The organism is Nocardia sp. JW2, assembly GCF_051843015.1.
In the GTDB taxonomy this organism is placed as follows: domain Bacteria; phylum Actinomycetota; class Actinomycetes; order Mycobacteriales; family Mycobacteriaceae; genus Nocardia; species Nocardia coubleae.
Genome location: NZ_JBPXLK010000032.1, coordinates 10,119 through 31,431 on the forward strand (window position 1 = coordinate 10,119; position 21,313 = coordinate 31,431).

3 protein-coding genes are annotated in these 21,313 nt (G+C 70.3%); all 3 read left to right on the forward strand.

The features are described from left to right. Positions 1-256: 256 nt before the first annotated feature. Genes ACSVDM_RS28065 through ACSVDM_RS28075 form a run of 3 tightly spaced genes read left to right on the forward strand, consistent with a single transcriptional unit; the run spans position 257 to position 21,311 of the window. Positions 257-18,547, forward strand: a complete 18,291-nt coding sequence (locus ACSVDM_RS28065) for a non-ribosomal peptide synthase/polyketide synthase (RefSeq protein WP_439268786.1) — start codon at positions 257-259, stop codon at positions 18,545-18,547. Further along, a complete protein-coding gene (locus tag ACSVDM_RS28070) occupies positions 18,547-21,090 on the forward strand; it encodes an AMP-binding protein (RefSeq protein ID WP_439268787.1) in 2,544 nt (847 codons plus the stop codon). The genes ACSVDM_RS28065 and ACSVDM_RS28070 overlap by 1 nt, the downstream gene beginning before the upstream one ends. Further along, positions 21,087-21,311, forward strand: coding sequence for an MbtH family protein (locus ACSVDM_RS28075; protein WP_439268788.1), 225 nt, complete (start codon positions 21,087-21,089; stop codon positions 21,309-21,311). Before ACSVDM_RS28070 ends, ACSVDM_RS28075 begins: the two co-directional genes overlap by 4 nt. The last annotated feature ends 2 nt before the right edge of the window (positions 21,312-21,313 follow it).

Consider the following 21,313-nt stretch of genomic DNA (forward strand, 5'->3'; position numbering starts at 1 on the left):
CCATGTGATGTAGGCGACATTGGAGGAACGATCAACAGCTAGACCAACCGCGGCCGACGATCTGTCCGCCGCCGCAGGCGGTCCGAGGAGGATCGCCGCTCTCGTCCACATGATCTGTCGGGGATCTGCGCGGATGTGGCGTTGTGCCCATCGCGCTCTTGGCCGGACCCATCGGCGACCACGAGGTACCTCAGGTGTCTTCGTGCTGCCCGAAAACGTTCGGACTGCTGTTTTTTCGCGATACGAGGAGGCTCTGGTGCACGGTACGGAGTTGGGTGGGTTCAGCGCGCGACCGCAGGAAGCGGAGGGTGCGTCGGCACCGTTTCCGCTGACCCCAGCTCAGCTGGGGGTCTGGTACGCGCAGCTGCTCGACCCCGACGTGCCGATCACCATCGCCCAGTACGTGGACATCACCGGTGAGCTGGATCCCGATGTGCTGCAAGCGGTTACGGCCGAGGCGGCACACACCTACGGTTCGCCGCTGGTGCGCATCGGTGAGCGCGACGGTGTTCCGTATCAGGTGGTCGACCACTCGCTCCCGATCGAGAACGAGCTCCCGCTGATCGATCTGCGCCACCACGACGACCCCGTCGCCGCGGCCAAGGAATGGATGCGCGCGGAATTCGGCGCCCCGCTCGACCTGCTCACCGACCGCCTCGTCGCGGGCGCGGTGCTGCGGGTGGGTGCGGAGCGCTGGTTCTGGTACCTGCGCGGACACCACATCGTGCTCGACGGGTACGGCGCGTTCACCCTGTCGCAGCGCATCGCGGAGCTCTACACCGCCCGGGTGCTCGACTTCGAGCCGTCGCGGGTGGTGCCGGGTGACCTGGCCGAACTCGTCGAGGGCGAACAGCGCTACCGCGAGAGCACCCGTTTCGCCGCCGATCGTGAGCACTGGGCCGAGCGCATCGCGGGCCTGGACAGCCCGACCGCGCTCGACCCGCGCACCGCGCCGCGCTCGGCGATCAACCTGGTCACCGGCGGCAGACTCACCGACAAACTGGTGCAGCGCCTGGAAACCATTGCCGCCAGCGATGATTCGACACTGTCGGCGGTGCTGCTCGCCGCGTTCGCCGCCTACCTCGGCCGGCTCACCGACCGGCCGCACGCGGTGCTGAGCCTGCCTGTTACGGCTCGGACCACCGCTGTCATGCGGCGCTCGGCGGGCATGCTGTCCAATATCGTTCCGCTGCGCCTGCCGACCGGCGCGGCCGGGGCGAGCACCACCTGGGGTGAGCTGCTGCGCGCGGCCCGGGTGGAGGTGGCCGGTGCGCTGCGCCATCAGCGCTACCGCGCCGAGGACATCCGCCGCGACGCCGAGGACGACGGTCGCCCGGCCCGGCGCGCGCTGTTCGGTCCGCTCGCGAACTTCATGCTGTTCCGCACCAGCCTGCTGCTCGGCAACACCACCGGGCGCTACCGGGTGCTGTCGACGGGTCCGATCGAGGATCTGAGCCTGAATGTGTACTACGGCGATCACGACCGGGTGCATGTCGATTTCGAGGCGAACCCCAACCTCTACGACGCCGATTCGCTGGCCCGGCATCACTGCCGCTTCCTGCGCTTTCTGGAGCGGCTGACGGCTGTCGACCTGGATACCCCGGTCGGCGCCGTCGAGGTGGCCACCGAGCTGGAACTCGAGGTCAGCACCAAGATCTGGAATGCCACCGGCTTCGATGTGACGGCGGCGCTCGATGAGCGCGCGGTGGCGTCGGCGACGCTGCCCGCGATGTTCGAGGCGCAGGTTCTGCGGACGCCCGATTCCGTCGCCGTCCGGATGGCCGGTTCCGGTGAGGTGCTCACCTATCGCGAACTGTCGCAGCGGGTCGCTCGGCTGGCGCGTCGACTGCGGGCGGAGGGCATCGGCCCGGAATCCCTGGTGGCGCTGAGTATTCGGCGTTCCACCGACCTGGTGATCGCCATGTACGCGGTGCTCGCCGCCGGTGCGGCGTACGTACCGATCGATCCGGACCACCCGGCCGATCGCATCGCCCATATTCTCGAAACCGCCTCGCCCGCCGCGGTTCTCACCACCACGCGAGAGGCGTCCCTCGACACGGACGTGCCGGTACTCGCGGTCGACGATATCGACCTGAGCTGGTACGCCGACGAGCCGCTCACCGATGCCGACCGCACGGCCCCGCTGCGACCGGAGCATCCGGCCTACGTCATCTTCACCTCCGGCTCCACCGGTCTGCCCAAGGGCGTGGCCGTCGAGCACGCCGCGATCGTGAACCGGCTGGTGTGGATGCAGCACAGCTACCGCCTGCACGGCGTGGACACGGTGCTGCAGAAGACGCCGACGACCTTCGACGTGTCGGTGTGGGAGTTCTTCTGGCCCTTGCAGATCGGTGCCACACTGCTGCTCGCCGAGCCGGACGGGCACCGCGATCCCGCCTACCTGCGCCGGGTGATCGCCGAATACGGGGTCACCGTCGCGCATTTCGTGCCGTCGATGCTCGAGGCCTTCCTCGCCCAGCAGGAGATCGCCGAACGTGGCTCGCTGCGACTGGTTTTCGCCTCGGGCGAGGCGCTGCCCGCCCCGCTGGCGCAGCGGTTGCGGTTGCTCACCGGGGCCCGGCTGCATAATCTCTACGGTCCCACCGAGGCCGCCGTCGACGTCACCTTCCACGAGGTGACCGACGCCGACCGGGTGACGGTGCCGATCGGCGCGCCGGTGTTCAATACCCGGCTCCATGTTCTCGACTCGCGGCTGCGGCCGGTTCCGGTCGGGGCTCCGGGTGAGCTGTATCTGTCGGGGGTACAGCTCGCCCGGGGTTATGTCGGCCGCCCCGAGCTCACCGCGGGCCGGTTCGTGGCCGACCCGGCTGCGGCGGGCGAACGCATGTACCGCACCGGCGACCTCGTGCGCTGGACGACCAACGGTGAACTGGAATACCTGGGCCGCACCGACTTCCAGGTGAAGTTGCGTGGCCTGCGCATCGAACTCGGTGAGATCGAAGCGATCCTCGACGGCGTCGAGGGCGCCGCGCGCACGGTTGTCGTCGTTCGTGACGACGCGGGTGTCGGCGAACAACTTGTCGCGTATGTGGTGGCCGAGGCCGGTGCCGTCACCGTCGACGCGCTGCGTGCGGCCGCCCTGCGCGCCCTACCCGCCTACATGGTTCCCGCCGCGTTCGTGCTGCTCGACGAGCTGCCGGTGAACGCTTCGGGCAAGCTCGACCGCAGGGCCCTGCCCGCTCCCGCTCGCACCGTCGTCGCCTACACCGAGCCCGCCGGGCCGGTGGAGGAGACGGTGGCGCGGGTGTTCGGTGAGGTGCTCGGCCTCGAGCGGATCGGCCGTGACGACGACTTCTTCGCCCTGGGTGGCCACAGCCTCGTCGCCACCCAGGTCGCGGCGCGCCTCGGCGCCGATCTCGGCTGCGGTCTGACGGTGCGCGACCTGTTCGGCGCCACTACGGTGGCGCGGCTGGCCGCGGTGATCGCCGAGCGCGCCGACGCCGGTGTGAGCGCCCAGCTGCCGGTGCTCGCCGCACGACCGCGCCCGTCGACGATTCCGCTTTCCCCCGCACAGCAACGCATCTGGTTCCTGAATCGATTCGACCCGGCCGCGCCCGGCTACAACATGCCCTTCGTGGTGCGTGTGCGCGGCACTGCGGATCTCCCCGCGCTGCTGAGCGCGCTCGAGTCCGTGGTGGACCGGCACGAGGCCCTGCGCACCATCTTCCCGGCTGTCGCCACGGGGGGCGAGGTGGCCGAGCAGGTGGTGTGCCCGGCCGGGCTGGTGCGTATCGGTGCGCCGACCGAGGTGGCCGCCGCCGAACTGGATGCCGAGCTCACCCGATTCGCCTCCACGGGTTTCGATTTGGAGCGCGAGGCGCCGTTCCGCGCGCGGGTGTTCGTGGTGGCCGACACCGCCGCGCGAGGCGAACCGCACACGGACTCCGACGAGCTCGGCCCCGAAGCCCGTCACGAAAACGGCGCCGCGGTCGGTGCGGGTGGCGGTGAATGCGTGCTCGCCGTCGTGTTGCATCACATCGCGGCGGACGGTGTTTCGCTGCAGGTGCTCGTCCGCGATGTGCTCACCGCCTACCGCGCCGCCACCGACGGCGTCGACCCCGACTGGTCGCCGCTGACCGTGCAGTACGCCGACTACACCCTGTGGCAGCGTGAACTCCTCGGCGCCGAGAGCGACCCGAACTCGCTGGCCGCACGCGAAATCGCCTTCTGGGAAAGGGCTCTGGCGGGACTGCCCGATCAGCTCGAACTGCCGTCGGCGCGGCCGCGTCCGGTGGAGCCGAGCATGCGCGGTGCGCGGGTGAGCTTCACCATCGACCCCGGGCTGCACCGCCAACTCGCCGACCTGGCTCAGCAGGCGGGTGCCTCACTGTTCATGGTGTTGCACACCGCGCTGGCCGTGCTGCTCGCCCGCCTGTCGGGCACCACCGACATAGCCGTCGGCACCGGTGTCGCCGGACGTGGCGACCGGGCCATCGACGACCTGATCGGCATGTTCGTCAACACGCTCGTGCTGCGCACCGAGGTCGACCCGGCCGCCAGTTTCGCGGCCGCCCTCGAGCACACGCGCGAGACCGACCTGGCCGCGTTCGCGCACACCACAGTGCCGTTCGACCGGCTCGTCGATGTGGTGAACCCGGCGCGCTCGCAGTCACGCCACCCGCTGTTCCAGGTGGCACTGAACTTCCAGGCGGTGCTCGACACCACCTTCGAGCTGGCGGGCTCGCCGGTCACCGTGCACGAGATCGAACTCGACATCACCAAGTTCGATCTGCAGATCACCCTCGGCGAAAAGCGTTCCACCACCGGCGAAGCCGACGGCATCGAGGCCGTCGTCCTGTACGCCACCGATCTGTTCGATGAAACCGATATCCGTGACCTCGGTGCGCGCTTCGTGCGTCTGCTCGCCGCCGCCTCGGCCGCACCGGAAACCGCCGTGGGCGACCTGCCGCTGCTGTCGGTGGAAGAACAGGCCCGGCTCACCGGCATGCGTGGCGCACCCGTCACCGCCACCGGTCTGCTGCCCGACCTGCTCGCCACCGCCGTCGCGGCCGACCCGGAACGCGAGGCCGTCACCGACGGCGACCGCAGCCTCACCTACCGGGAGCTCGAGCGGGCCTCGTCGCGACTGGCCCGGGTGCTCATCGATGCCGGTGTCGGACCGGACGACGTCGTCGCCGTCGGCATTCCGCGTTCCATCGAATCGGTGCTCGCCGTGTGGGCGGTCGCGAAGGCGGGTGCGGCGTGGCTGCCCGTCGACCCCAGCTACCCGCTGGACCGGATCAACCACATGGTCACCGATTCCGGTGCCCGCCTCGGCCTGACCGTCGACGGGTCGGCCGCCGCACTGCCCACCTCGATCGAATGGCTGGCGCTCGACGAGCTCAAGCTGATGGCCGAATGCGCCTCGCGTTCCAGCGAACCCGTCACCGACCTCGACCGGGTGCGTCCGCTGCGGGGCGAGCACCTCGCCTATGTCATCTACACCTCCGGTTCCACCGGTCTGCCCAAGGGCGTGCTGGTGACCCAGGCCGGGATCGCCGGATTCGCCGCCGAGGAGACCGATCGCATGGTCGGTTCGCCGGACGCGCGGGTGCTGCAGGTGGGTTCACCGTCGTTCGACATCTCGGTGATGGAGTTCCTGCTCGCGGTGAACTCGGCCGCCACCCTGGTGCTCGCCGTGCCCGGGCGGCACGTCGGTGACGAACTGGCGCAACTGCTTTCGGAGCAGCGGGTCACACACGCGCTCATGACGCCGTCGGCGCTGGCCGTGCTCGATCCCGCCCGGCTCGAGCACCTGCGGATGGTGATGGTCGGTGGCGAGGCGTGCCCGCCCGAGCTGGTCGCCCGCTGGACCGAGGGCCCGGTGGGCCGCGTGTTCGTCAACGCCTACGGCCCGTCCGAGACCACCGTCGCCACCAACATCAGCGCACCCCTCACCGCCGACACCCCGCTCACCCTCGGCACTCCGCTGCGCGGCATCGCCCAGTGGGTGCTCGACAGCAGGCTCCGCCCGGTGCCCGCGGGCGTCACCGGTGAGCTGTACGTGGCGGGCGCCCAGCTCGCCCGTGGTTACCGCGACCGCGCCGCCCTCACCGCCACCCGCTTCGTCGCCTGCCCCTGGGAGCAGGGCGCCCGCATGTACCGGACCGGTGACCTGGTCCGCTGGACCCCCGAAGGCACCCTCGTCTACGTCGGCCGCAACGACGACCAGGTGAAACTGCGCGGCTTCCGCATCGAACTCGGCGAAATCGAATCCGCCGTCCTCGCCGACGCCTCGGTTCGCCAGGCCGTCGTGATGGTCCGCCGCGATGCCCATCGCGGTGACCAGCTCGTCGCCTACCTCGTGCCGGCCACACCGTCGGACAAGGGCTCCGAAGCGTTCCCGGAGAGGATCGCCGAAGCGCTGCGTGGTCGGTTGGCGGCGCACATGGTGCCGTCCGCGTTCGTGGTGCTCGATGCGTTGCCGTTGACCCCGAACGGGAAGCTGGATCGGCGGGCGTTGCCGGAGCCGGTGTTCGCCGCGAAGGCATTCCGCGCACCCGCGCCTGGTATCGAAACCGTGGTGGCTCAGGTGTTCGGCGACGTGCTCGGCGTGGAGCCGGTCGGCGCGGACGACGACTTCTTCGCCCTCGGCGGCAATTCCCTGGTCGCCACGCAGGTCGTGTCCCGGCTCGGGGCCGCGCTCGGTGCCGGTGTGCCGTTGAGGACGCTGTTCGAAGCGCCGACCGTCAGCGCGCTCGCCGCCCGCCTGGCCGGTGCCGAGAAGACCGCCGCGATGCCCGCACTCGTCGCAGGTGAACGGCCGCAGCGAATTCCGCTGTCCTACGCGCAGCAGCGGATGTGGTTCCTCAACCAGTTCGACGCGGAGTCGGTGGCCGACAATATCGCCGCCGCCATCCGTCTGACCGGTGATCTCGACCAGGCCGCGCTGGCCGCGGCAGTCGACGCGGTGATCGCCCGGCACGAAGCGCTGCGCACCCGCTACCCGGCCGTCGACGGTATCCCGTTCCAGCAGGTTCTCGATCGGTTCTCCGTCGCCCTCGAGCCCGAGGACATCGATCCCGCGACGCTCGACGATCGCGTCCGCGCACTCGCCGCCGTGCCGTTCGCGGTGGATCAGGAGCCGCCGGTCCGCCTGCGCCTGCTGCGTACCGCCGCCGACGAGCACGTCCTGGTGCTCGTGGTGCACCACATCGCCGCCGACGGCTGGTCGGTGGCGCCGCTCACCCACGACGTGATGCTCGCCTACGCGGCCCACCGCGTGGGCACCGATCCGGAGTGGACCGCGCTGCCCGTGCAGTACGCCGACTTCGCCATCTGGCAGCGGGACGCGCTGGGCGCCGAGGACGACCCGTCGTCGCCGATGGCCCGTCAGATCGACTTCTGGACAACAGAACTCGCGGACCTGCCCGACCTGCTGACGCTCCCCACCGACCGCCCACGTCCGGCCGTGGCATCGGGTCGCGGAGCCCGCCACGCCTTCTCGATTCCCGCGACGATCACCGACCGCCTGCGCGCGCTGGCGACCGACTCCCACGCATCGCTGTTCATGGTGCTGCACGCCGCGTTCGCCACCACCTTGGCGAAACTCGCGGGCCAGGACGATATTTCGGTCGGCACACCCGTGGCCGGTCGCGGTGACCAGGCTCTCGACCGGCTCGTCGGCATGTTCGTCAACACGCTCGTGCTGCGCACCCGGATTCCGTCGGATGCCACCTTCACCGAACTCGTCGGCACCGTCCGCGACGCCGACCTGCGTGCACTCGCCAACGCCGACGTCACCTTCGACCGGCTCGTGGAGGTGGTCGACCCACAACGCTCGACCGCCCGCCACCCTCTCTTCCAGGTGATGCTCGACTTCCAGAACACCACCCGGACCGAACTCGAACTCGCGGGCCTCACCGCGACGGAAATCGAGATCGACACCCACACAGCCAAATTCGACCTGCAATTGACGCTGCGCGAAACCTCCGACGGCCTGCTCGCCCGCTTCGAGTACGCCACGGACCTCTTCGACGCGCGGACCATCACAGATTTCAGCACCCGCCTCCTACGGGTGCTGGATACGGTGAGCGCCGATCCCAACGTCGTGATCGGCGACATCGACCTGCTCGGTGCCGCGGAGCGCACCCTGCTGCTCGAAACCTGGAACGACACCGTGTTCCCGGTGATCGAGGGGGCGAACCTGGTCTCGCTGTTCGAGGCACAGGCCGCCCGCACCCCGGGTGCGACCGCGGTGACATTCGAGGGTCGGTCCCTCACCTACGCCGAGTTCGGCGAGCGGGTGAATCGGCTCGCCCGCCTGCTCATCTCGATCGGTGTGCGCCCCGACCGCACGGTTGCCCTCGGACTGCGCCGCGGCACCGACCTGGTGGTCGCCATGTACGCGGTGCTCACCGCAGGCGGGGCGTACGTGCCGCTCGACCCCGACCACCCCGCCGAGCGCCTCGCGCAGGTGCTCGACGCCGCCGACCCGGTGTGCGTGCTCACCCGCGAGGCGGACGGCCTCGACCTGGCCCGCGCCGAGCGCGCTGTCGTCCTCGACCTGGATCAGGTCGACACCACCGACTACCCGGCCGATCCGGTCACCGACGGCGATCGCCTCGCCACCCTCACCCCGGACAATGCCGCCTACCTGATCTTCACCTCCGGCTCCACCGGCAAGCCCAAGGGCGTCGTCGTCTCGCACGCCGCGATCGTCAACCGACTGATCTGGATGCAGGACGCCTACCGCCTCACCCCCGCAGACACCGTCCTGCAGAAGACACCCGCCACCTTCGACGTCTCGGTGTGGGAGTTCTTCTGGCCCTTGCAGATCGGCGCCCGGCTCCTCCTGGCCGCCCCCGACGGTCACCGTGACCCGGCCTACCTCGCCGACCTCATCGACCGCGAAGCCGTCACCGTCGCCCACTTCGTCCCTTCGATGCTCACGGTGTTCGTCGCGGCCTTGGGTGCCGACCTCACCGCGCCGACCGCGACAGCTTCGGGCATTGCCCCCTCGACAAACCTCGATGCCCACTCGGATGCCTCGGCCCGGTGCGACTCGCTGCGGCTGGTGTTCGCCTCGGGTGAGGCGCTGGCACCTGCCCCGGCCCAGGCGCTGCGCCGCCTCACCGGTACGGCTGTGCACAACTTGTACGGTCCCACCGAAGCCGCGGTCGACGTGACCTTCCACGAGGTCGTCGACGCCGACGAGGTCGCCGTCCCGATCGGCGCCCCGGTCCACAACACCCAGGTCTACGTCCTCGATGCCCGCCTGCGCCCGGTCCCGCCCGGCGTCCCCGGTGAGCTCTACCTGGCCGGTATTCAGTTGGCGCGTGGCTACGCGGGTCGCCCCGACCTCACCGCCGACCGCTTCGTCGCCAACCCGTTCACCCCCGGCGAGCGCATGTACCGCACCGGCGATCTGGTGAGCTGGACGGTCCTCGCCGACAGCGACCCGGCAGCGAGTGTGTCGCACATCGGCGCCCGCACCAGTGGTGCTGATTCCTCGGACGACACCGATAGCCGCGTCGGAGGAGACGTGGACAGTGCGCCGGTGCGCTGTGCACGTGGCGAGCTGAAGTACCTGGGCCGCACCGATTTCCAGGTCAAGCTGCGCGGGCTCCGGATCGAACTCGGTGAGATCGAGGCAGCGCTGTCGAGGGTGCCCGAGGTTGCCCAGGCTGCGGTTCTGGTCCGCGACGACGTGCTGGTCGGCTATCTCGTGGGCGCCCCGGATCTCGAGGCCGTCGAGTCGACGCTGGCTCGCACCCTCCCGGCCTACATGGTCCCGTCGGCGTTCGTGGTGCTCGACGAGTTCCCCCTGAACGCCTCCGGCAAGCTCGACCGGAAGGCGCTGCCCGCACCGGTTTTCGAGGCCGCGGCATTCCGTGCGCCGTCGACCGAGGTGGAGCGGGTCGTCGCCGCCACCTTCGCCGCCGTGCTCGGCTTCCCGGCCGATCGGCAGGTCGGTCTCGACGACGACTTCTTCGCCCTCGGTGGCAATTCGCTCACCGCCACCCAGGTCGTCGCCCGGCTCGGTGCCGCCCTCGACACCCAGGTCCCCGTGCGTCTGCTCTTCGACGCGCCGACGGTCCACACACTGGCCGAACGATGCGCGGCTCTGCGTGGCACCGGCGGCCGGGTAGCGCTCACGACTCGCACACGCCCGCAACATATTCCGCTCTCGCCCGCGCAGCGGCGCATGTGGTTCCTCAATCGCTTCCTCGCCGACGCCGACGGTCCCGGCGACGCCGTCGACAACATCCCGGTCGCCCTGCGCCTCACCGGCGACCTCGATATCGCCGCGCTCGAGGCGGCGCTCGCCGATGTGATCGACCGGCACCAAACCCTGCGGACCAGTTACCCCGAGGGCCCTGACGGCGCCGAGCAGCGGATCGCCGCCGCCGCCCCGCTCGCGCTGACACCCGAGCCGGTCACCGAGCGGGAACTGCCCGGCCGCCTGCTGGCATGTGCCGCGGTGCGCTTCGACCTGACCACCGAGATCCCGTTCCGCGCGGCACTGTTCGCGACGGACGACGCGCACGTCCTCGTCCTCGTCGTCCACCACATCGCCGCCGACGGTTTCTCCCTCGGCCCGCTGGCCGCCGACCTGATGACCGCCTACGCCGCCCGCCGCGACGGCATCGCCCCCACCTGGTCGCCACTGCCGGTCCAGTACGCCGACTACGCCCTCTGGCAGGACGAGGCCCTCGGCGACCCCGCCCACCCCGGCTCGCTCGCCCACACCCAGCTCGCCTTCTGGCAGCGCACGCTCGCCGGTCTGCCCGAACAGCTGGAACTGCCGACCGACCGGCCACGTCCGGCCGATTCGAGCTTCCGCGGCGGCGTGCACCGGTTCCAGATCGACTCCGATCTGCACAGTGAGCTGCGGGAACTCGCGCGCAAGCACGAGGCGACCCTGTTCAGCACCGTGCACGCGGCGCTGGCGGTGCTGCTGGCGCGGCTGTCGGGCAGCGGTGACATCGCCATCGGCACCCCGGTCGCCGGCCGCGGTGAGGCCGCCATCGACGGCCTGATCGGCATGTTCGTCAACACCCTCGTCCTGCGCACCCAGGTCGACCCGCGCGCCGAATTCGAAACCACCCTCGATGCCGTGCGCGCGGGCGACCTCGACGCCCTCTCCCACGCCGACGTCCCCTTCGAGCAGGTCGTCGAGGCCGTCGACCCGGCACGGGCCCGCAACCGGCACCCGCTGTTCCAGGTGGCTCTCGTCCTGCAGAACTTCACCGTTCCCGCACTCGACGCGGCCGGATTGCACGCGGCCCCCGTCGATTTCGACGCCGCCGTCGCGAAGTTCGACCTGCAGTTCACCCTGCGCGAATCCGACGACATCGACGGTCGCGCCGACGGCATGGCGATCGAGATCGCCTATGCCACCGACCTGTTCGACGAATCCAGCGTGGCTGTCCTCGCCCGCCGCTTCACCCAGGTGCTGGCCGCTGTCGTCGCGGACCCGACCGTCGTCGTCGGCGACATCCAATTGCTCAGCGCCGAGGAACAGCAGCGCACCCTGCACGACTGGGCGAGCGTCGAGGCAGCGGTGGCCGAGACCGGCGACACCGTGGTCGACCGGTTCGCCCGCGCCGCCCTCATCGATCCGCGGGCCGTCGCGGTGAAGGCAGGGGAACGGCAGCTCACCTACGCCGAGCTCGATGCCTGGTCCAGCCGCCTCGCCCGGCGTCTCATCGCGGCAGGTGTCGGCCCGGAAACGCTGGTGGCCGTGGCTCTTCCGCGCACTGTCGAACTCACCGTCGCGCTGCTCGCGGTGCTGAAGGCCGGTGGCGGCTACCTGCCGATCGACCCGAACTATCCCGCCGACCGCATCGAGTACATCCTCGACGACGCCCGCCCGCTGTGCGCCGTCGCCAATGCGGAGACCGGCCTGCCACGCGACTGGTTCGGCGGGCCGGTGATCGACCCGAACTGCGGCAACCTGGCCGACTTCGGCGCCGAACCGCTCACCGACGCCGATCGTCGTGCCCCGCTCGCACCCGCGCACACGGCCTACGTCATCTACACCTCCGGTTCCACCGGCCGCCCCAAGGGCGTGCAGGTGCCGCACGCGAACGTGCTTGCACTGCTGGACAATACGGCCGCGAAGTTCGCGTTCGGACCGTCGGACGTGTGGACGATGTTCCACTCCTACGCCTTCGACTTCTCGGTCTGGGAACTGTGGGGCGCGTTGCTGCACGGCGGCTCGATCGTCCTCGTCGACTACTACACCTCCCGCTCACCCGAGCAGTTCCGTGAACTCCTGATCCGCGAACAGGTCACTGTCCTCAACCAGACCCCGTCGGCCTTCTATCAGCTCATCGCCGCCGATCTGGACACCCCAGCCATCGCCGCCGATGGGGTCGCATGCGCCACCGATGCGGACCGGCCGTGTGACCCGCCCGCCGGTGCTGAATCCGTCAGTGGGGACGCCGACCCGGATGCGCTTCCCGCGGGCGGCAGGGCAGACCGCGCCACGGCGAATGCGCAGGGTCTGCGTGGCTCGGCCGAGGGCGCTCCCGCCGAATTCGCGCTACGCGCGGTGATTTTCGGCGGTGAAGCGCTGGAACCGCAGCGACTGGATGCTTGGTTCGCCCGCCATCCGCACGCGCCTCGACTGGTGAATATGTACGGCATCACCGAGACCACCGTGCATGTGTCCTACCGCGAGATCACCCCTGACACCGGCTCCGCCAGCGTGATCGGCAGCGCCATCGCGGGACTCACTGTGCGCGTGCTCGATTCGCGGCTACGCCCGGTCCCGGCCGGCGTGCCGGGCGAGATCTACGTATCCGGTCCGCAATTGGCGCGCGGCTATCTGAACCGTCCCGGCCTGACCGCGAGCCGCTTCGTCGCCGATCCGTACGGCCCGCCCGGTGCCCTCGCGTACCGGTCCGGCGACCTGGCCCGGTGGAAGGCGACCGGTGACGGCGCCGACCTCGAGTACCTCGGTCGTGCCGACCAGCAGGTGAACCTGCGCGGCTTCCGGGTGGAACTCGGTGAGATCGAGGCGGCGTTGCTGAACAGCTCGGCGGCGCCCCGCGAAGTCGCGGTGCTGGTGCGCACGGACCTCGTCGACGAGCCAAGGATCGTGGCCTACCTCGTGCCGGGCACGACGCACATCGATGCCGCTGCGCTGCGCCAGGAACTGTCGCGCACACTGCCCGAGCACATGCTTCCGGCCGCGGTCGTGCCTGTCGAGCGGATTCCGCTGACGGTCAACGGCAAACTCGACCGGGCCGCGTTGCCCGCGCCGGTCTTCGAGGCCACCGTGTACCGCAAGCCCGCCACCGTCACCGAGGAGATCGTGGCCGCGGTCTTCGCCGAGGTACTCGGCACCGGTGACCAGCCGGTCGGCGCGGACGACGACTTCTTCGCCCTCGGCGGCAGCTCCCTGCTGGCCGCCAAGGCCGTGGCCCGTATCGGCGCGGCACTCGACCGCAGGGTCGGGGTGCGCACCCTGTTCGAGGCGCCGCGCGTCGTCGACCTGGCCGCGGCCGTGGACGCCCAGGCGAAGGTGGACCGTCCCGCGCTGGTCGGGCGGGCACGCCCCGACCGCCTACCGCTCTCACCCGCCCAGCAGCGCATGTGGTTCCTCAACCGCTTCGACCGCTCCTCGGTGGCCTACAACATCCCGTTCGCCCTCCGCCTCACCGGCGACCTGAACATCCCCGCACTCCAAGCGGCTGTTACCGATCTGATCGCCCGGCACGAATCCCTGCGCACCATCTACCCCGAGGTCGACGGCACCCCCGTCCAGTCGATCGTCCCCGCCGCGCAAGCGATCACCCCCGCCGACGGGCTCCCAGCCGCCGCGCCGTTCGAAGCGATCGAGACCCGCATCGCCCCGGCGGCCGATCACGTCGCAGCCGCGACCGTCGATTCGACTCCTGCGCGGGCCGGAGCCATCCCGGCGCTGGTCGCGGTGGACATCACCGATGAGTCTGTGCCGCAAACTGTTCGGGAGCTGGCCGAAACCACCTTCGATGTCACCGTCGAAATCCCGGTCCGGTTGCGGCTCTTCCGCCTCGGCGAATCCGAGTTCGTGCTGGCGGCGGTCCTGCATCACATCGCCGCCGACGGTTCATCGGTCGCACCGTTCGTCGCCGATCTGATGCGCGCCTACACTGCCCGGCTCGCCGACACCGCGCCCGGCTGGACGCCGCCCGCCGTCCAGTTCGCCGACTACGCCCTCTGGCAGCGTGAACTCCTCGGCGACGACAGCGACCCCGAATCGGTTGCCGCCCAGCAACTCGCCTTCTGGCAGCGACAGCTCGCGGGCCTCCCGGATCAGCTGGCACTGCCGACCGATCGTCCGCGCCCGCCCCGGCAGAGCCTGCGCGGCGACAAGGTGACCTTCACCGTCGATGCCGACCTGCACGCCGGGCTCGCCGCGCTCGGCCGCGCACACGGCGCCACCCTGTTCATGGTGGTGCACGCGGCCTTCGCCGCCCTGCTCGCGCGGCTCTCCGGCACCGGCGACATCGCCGTCGGTACCCCGACCGCCGGTCGCGGTGAGGCCGAACTCGACGAGGTCATCGGCATGTTCGTCAACACCCTGGTGTTGCGCACCCCGGTGACGCCCGCGGCACCGTTCACCGAGCTGCTGAGCGCTGCCCGCACCGCCGACATCGCCGCCTTCGCCCACGCCGATGTGCCGTTCGAGCGGCTGGTCGAGGTCCTCAACCCGGCCCGCTCCACCGCCCGGCACCCGCTGTTCCAGGTCGGCTACTCCTTCCAGAACCACGATCGTGGAAACCTGGAGTTGCCCGGCCTCACCGTGACCGACATCGAATTCGATTCCGGCGTCGCGCAATTCGATCTGCACCTGTTCGCCCTGGACAACTACACCGCCGACGGGTCGCCCTCGGGCATCGACATGGTGCTCGGCTACGCGACCGACCTGTTCGACGACACCACCGCCGAGCGGTTCGCCCGGTCGCTGCACCGCATCCTCGAATCCGTCACCGCCGCAGCGGAAACCCGCGTCGGCGACCTCGACCTGCTCGGCGCCGACCGCGTTCGCGTGCTCGAGACATGGAACGCCACCGCCCACCCCATCGTCCCGGCCACGCTCGCCGATCTCGGCGCCCGGCAAGCGGCGCGGACCCCGGACGCGACCGCCCTGATCGACGCCGATACCGGGGAATCCCTGGACTACCGCACCTTCGACGCCCGGGTGAACCGCATCGCCCGCCTGCTCATCGCCGAAGGTGTGGGCCCGGAACGCACCGTGGTGCTCGCCATGCGCCGAGGGCTCGACCTGGTGATCGCCATGCATGCGGTGGTCCGTGCCGGTGGCGCGTACGTGCCGATCGACCCCGACCACCCGGCCGACCGCATCGCCTACATCATCGAGACCGCCGCACCGATGTGTGTGCTCACCACCGTTGCGGACGGTGTGCCCGTCACGGTGAACGTTCCCGTCTTCGAGCTGGATCATCGTGCGCTGGAGGAAGTGACGAACGAGCCGATCACCGATGCCGAGCGCATCACCCGGCTGCGCCCGGAGCACCCCGCGTACGTCATCTTCACCTCCGGCTCCACCGGCCTGCCCAAAGGTGTCACCGTCCCGCACGCGGCCGTCGTCAACCAGTTGGCCTGGCTGCACGACCGTTTCACCATGACCGGCACCGACCGTGTCCTGCTGAAGACACCGGCCACCTTCGACCTGTCCGTCTGGGAATTCTGGTCCCCCCTCACCAGCGGTGGGGCGCTGATCGTCACCCGCCCGGGTGACGAACGCGAGCCGGAACGCCTGCACGACATCATGACCCGCTACGGCGTCACAGTGCTGCACGCCGTCCCATCGCTGATCGGCATGCTCCTCGCCGGTGCCGATGTCGACGCCCCGACCGCGACGACCCTGCCTCTGTCGCTGCGCGCGGTCCTCGCCATCGGTGAAGCGCTGCCGGCCGCGACCGCCACCCAGTTCCTGGCGTCCGGCACCTCGGCTCGTCTGCACAACCTGTACGGGCCGACCGAGGCCGCTGTCTCGATCACCGAACACGAAGTCGCGCAGCGCCCTTCGCATGTGGTTCCGATCGGCTCGCCCGAGTGGAACAGCGCGGTGTACGTGCTGGATACCCAGCTCAACCCCGTGCCGATCGGGGTGGCGGGCGAGCTGTATCTGGCCGGCGCCCAGCTGGCCCGCGGCTACCACGGCCGCTACGCCCTGACCGCCGATCGCTTCGTCGCCAACCCCTTCGAGCCGGCCGGGGCGCGTATGTACCGCACCGGCGACATCGTCCGCTGGCGTGACGACGGCACCCTCGAATACCTGGAACGCGCCGACTTCCAGGTCAAGATCGGTGGCTTCCGGATCGAGCTCGGTGAGGTCGAAACAGCCCTGTTGCGCTGCACCGATGTGCGTGCGGCGGTCGCGATCGCCAAGGACGACGACCGCGCGGGCACCCGCCTGATCGCCTACGCGGCGGTTGCCGACCCGACACCCGGCGACGAGCAGACCATCGCGTCGCGCCTGCGTGGCGAACTCGCGGGTCACCTGCCCGCCTATATGGTCCCCGCCGCCGTGGTGGTGCTCGACAGCCTGCCGCTCAATGCCAACGGCAAGGTCGACCGAGCTCGGCTGCCCGAACCGGCCTTCACCGAGGCGGCCTTCCGCGCACCGGTCACCGCGCTGGAACAGCTTGTCGCACAGGTCTTCACCGAGGTGATCGACTGCCCGAGCGCAGGCCTGGACGACGACTTCTTCGCACTCGGCGGCAACTCGCTGATGGCGACCCGGCTCGCCGCCCGGCTCGGTGCGGCACTCGGCGCCCAGGTGCCGGTCGCGGCCGTTTTCGAGGCACCGACCGTCGCGGCCCTCGCCGAGCGGCTGGCCGCCGCCGACCGCACGGGCGCGCGCCCGCAGCTCACTCGGCGTACCGAGGACGGACCCGCCGTCCTCGCACCCGCGCAGCAGCGCATGTGGGTGCTGCACCAGCTGTCCCCGCGGTCGTCGGCGTACCACATCCCCGCCGCCATCCGCCTCACCGGCGAGCTCGACCTGGCGGCCCTGCAGGCCGCGATCGCCGACCTGCTCGCCCGCCACGAGAGCCTGCGCACCCGGTACCCGGACACCCCGGACGGACCGGTGCAGCAGGTACTGCCCGCGTGGTCGTCGGCGGTCGACCTGACGCCCATCCCGGTCGCCGCCGACGACGTCGAGGCCCGGATCGCCGCCCTGGTCGCCCAGCCGTTCGACATCACCGCCGCACCGCCGGTTCGCGTGGCGCTCTACAAACTGGGTGAGAACGAGCACGTACTGGTCGTCGTCGTCCACCACATCAGTGGCGACGGTTACTCGATCGCTCCGCTCACCCGGGATCTGGTGCGCGCTTACGTCGACCGTGCTCAGGGCACCGAACCAGGCTGGGCGCCACTGGAAATCCAGTACAGCGACTTCAGCGTCTGGCAGCGCACCATGCTCGGTGACGAGACCGACCCGGACAGTGTGGTGTCCCAGCAGCTGCGGTACTGGTCGCAGGAGCTCGCGGGCGCACCGGAACTACTGTCGCTCCCGACCGACCGCCCCCGATCCACGCGACGCGAGACACACGGCGCGGCTGTCGAATTCGCGGTCGATTCGGCACTGACCCGCCGCCTCGACGAGGTGGCGCGCAGCAACAACACCACCTTGTTCACCGTCGTCCACAGCGCCCTCGCCGTGCTGCTCGCCAAGCAGTCGGGCAGCAGCGATATCACCGTCGGTGCCCCTGTCGCCGGTCGCGGTGCGCGCGAACTCGACGATCTCGTCGGCATGTTCGTCAACACCGTCGTGCTGCGCACCGAGGTCGACTCCCGTGCCCCGTTCACCGACCTGCTCGCCCAGGCCCGCCGCCGCGACCTGGCCGCCATCGCGCATGCCGATGTCCCGTTCGAGCAGGTGGTCGACGCGCTCGGGCGCACCAGATCGGGCGCCTACACGCCGCTGTTCCAGGTGATGCTCACCTTCCAGAACATGCCACCGGGCAGCATCGACCTACCCGGCCTACGGGTGCAGCCGCTCGACCCGGGCCTGACCGAAGCCAAGTTCGACCTGCACCTGACCGCCGTGCAGCGCTACGACTCCGACGGCGAGCTCGACGGCATCGACATACATTTCGGTTACGCCACAGACCTTTTCGACGAGAAGACCATCCGGGTGCTCACCGAGCGATTCCGCAAGGTGCTCGCCGCCGTCGCCGCCGATCCCGCCGTGGTGGTTCGGGCCATCGACGTGCGCACCGACGCCGAGCAGGCACCCACCGCACCGACCACCGCCGACCTGCCGAGCCTGATCGGCTCGGCGGCCCGTGTGGCGCCGGCGACCGTGGCGTTCGTCCACGGCGAGCACGCCATCTCCTTCGCCGAGCTCGACGCCAAGCTCACCGCCGTGAGCCGGTCGATGGGCGCGAAGATGAAACCCGAAGCGCTGATCAACGTCGCGCTGGCCGGGCTGGTGCCCGGTGTGCTCGGCGCCCTCGGCGCGGCGGGTCTAGCCACCACTTTGCACACACTGGTGACCGATGCCGCCGCGGTGATCGCCGGGGCGGGGTCGGCTGACGACTCGGAAGGACAACTCTGATGTCGCACACGAATTCGGTCACGGCCGCCGTCCCGTTCGACACGCTGGGGCGTGAGCTCCCGAACGAAGACGGGCGTGACCCGGCGACCCTGCTCGCCGCATTCATCGACCAGGTCGCCGACGACCCCGATGCGCTCGCTGTCGTCGACGGCGAACGCGCCCTCACCTACGCCGAGGTCGCCGACCGCGCCGAGGCGCTGGCGGCGGTGCTGGTGGAACGCGGTGCCGGACCCGAGACCACGGTCGCGGTGTGCCTGCCACGTTCCGCCGAACTGGTGGTGGCCGTGCACGCCGTGATCGCCTCGGGGGCGGCGTTCGTTCTGCTCGATCCCGACGCACCCGCCGACCTGCGTGCCCGCACCCTTGCGCTGGCGGCGCCCACCTTGCTGCTCACCGGGACCGTTCCCGCGTCCGCCGACCCGGGTCTCGATACCGGCTCCACAACCGATGCTGTTGTCGAACACGGTGTTTCGGTTCAGGTGCTGACAGGCGCGGACAACCCGCCTGCTGAAGGTTCCCGTGCTCTTCCCGGTCCGGGTGCCGACAATCCCGCCTACCTCGTCGTCGACCCGACCGCCTCGACGGCCGTCGTCATCGGACACCGTGCGGCACAAGCCAATTCGGTCTGGCGGTACCGGATGTGCGGCATCGGGGCAGGCGATTCCGTGCTGTGGCACGCACCGCTCGGCTCCCAGGCCGCGATCGGTGAACTCCTGCTCGCCCTGCAATCGGGCGCGGCACTCGTCCTGCCGGTCGGCGACACCCTCGCCGAGGCGATCGCCGAAACCCGGGTGACCACAGCCGCGTTCGACCCGGTCCAGCTCGCGGAACTGACCGAGCTACCCGATGCCGAGGAACTACTCGACTCGCTACGCGTGGTACTGGCCCGAGGCGCGACCCTCCCGGCGAGAACCGCCGCGGCCCTGCGTTCGGTGAGTGGCGCCACCCTGTGGCAGGTGTACGGCAGACCGGAAACCGCGGGCGAGGTCGTCGCCCACGAGGTGACCGGCGCCGACCTCGAAGTGGTGCCACTCGGGTGCGCCGCCGACGACGTGGAACTGCTCGTTCTCGACGAACATCTCGAACCCGTCGCCGACGGTGAAGTGGGCGAACTGTACATCTCCGGCGTGCAATTGGCGCGCGGCTACCTCGGCAGGCAGGCGACCGCAGCGACCTTCCTCGCCAACCCCATCGGACCCGTCGACGACCGCATGTTCGCCACCGGCGACCTGGTGCGCCGCAGGCCGCCGGGGGAGGGGTGGGCCGCCGAACTCGAATACGTCGGGCGGGTGGACGATCGCGCCGACCGGTACGCGGTCGTCCCGGCACGTGGCGGGCTGCCCGGTGAACTCCTGCTCGACGAGTTCGAAGCCCAGGCCGCCGCGACGCCTTTCGATCCGGCCGTCGTCCACGCGGCGGGTTCCGGTTCGATCATCACCTACGGCGACCTCGACCGGCGGACCAATCAGCTCGCCCGACACCTGGCCGCGCTCGGCATCGGACCGGAATGCCCGGTACTGGTGGATATTCCGTGCTCGATCGAGCTGGTCGTCGGTGTGTACGCCGTGCTGAAGGCGGGTGGCGCGGTGGTGCCGGTCGAGGCCGGGGTGCTGCCGCCGGTCGTCGGTCCCGCGCTGATCGTCACCGTGGCCGGGCGTGAACACACTGCGGTGTACGACATTCCGCGGGTGGTCATCGACGACGTGACGCTGTCGGACTACCCCGACGAACCCATCACGCCCGGTGAGCGGCGCGCGCCCGTACTTCCGCAGCATCCCGCCTTCGTGCTGTATCCGCGTGGCGCCGGGCAGGGTGTCACCGTGAGTCACGCGGCGGCGGTGCACCGGATCACCGCCATGCAGAGCAGGCACGGGCTCACCGGTCGCGACGTGTACCTGCACCAGGCCACCGAGTGGCACGGATATGTGCTGCCGTTGCGTGTCGGCGCCACCGTTGTCCTCACCGAACCTCCTGATCCGGCCCGGTTGGCAGACCTGATCGCCACCTACGGCATCACCGCCGCCGACTTCACCCCGCAGCGACTCACCGGATTCACCGAGCACCTCACCGGCGCCGCCGACGGTGTGCCGACTCTGCGCAGCGCCGTCGTTCTCGGCGCCCCGCTCACCGCCGCACAGATCCGCGACTTCGCCGCCGTCTCCGCCGCGCACTTGCACCACGACTACGGTCGCGCCGAGGCGACCGTCACCCTCACCTACCCCGAACAACCCCGCGCCGACCTGGGTGAACCCCCGCCGGTCCGGGTTCGGGAATGGAACCGCCGCGTCTACGTGCTCGATGCACGACTGCGCCCGACCAGCCCCGGCGTCGCGGGCGAGCTGTACCTGTCGGGCGCACAACTGGCCCGCGGCTACCGCGACGACCCGACCGTCACCGCCGAACGCTTCGTCGCCAACCCCTTCGGCATCCCCGGCGAACGCATGTTCCGCACCGGCGAACGAGCCCGCTGGGAAATCGACGGAACCACCGCCGCTCTGGTCCGCCTCGGCACTAACAACCCCACCAGGAAGGCACTCCCATGACCAACCCGTTCGACGACGACAGCGCCCAGTTCTACGTCCTCGTGAACTCCGAAGGCGAACACTCCCTCTGGCCGACCTTCGCCGCCGTCCCCGGCGGCTGGACCGTTGCCTTCGGCGCCGCCCCCCGCACCTCGTGCCTGCACTACGTCGAATCCCACTGGCTCGACATGCGCCCCAATTCCCTCATCGCCGCCATGGCCAACGACCCCCGCCCCGAATAGGT

Bases quoted from the DNA above. Each gene is read 5' to 3' on its own strand.
- ACSVDM_RS28070 (WP_439268787.1), top strand. From the start codon at position 18,547: ATGTCGCACACGAATTCGGTCACGGCCGCCGTCCCGTTCGACACGCTG.
- ACSVDM_RS28075 (WP_439268788.1), top strand. From the start codon at position 21,087: ATGACCAACCCGTTCGACGACGACAGCGCCCAGTTCTACGTCCTCGTG.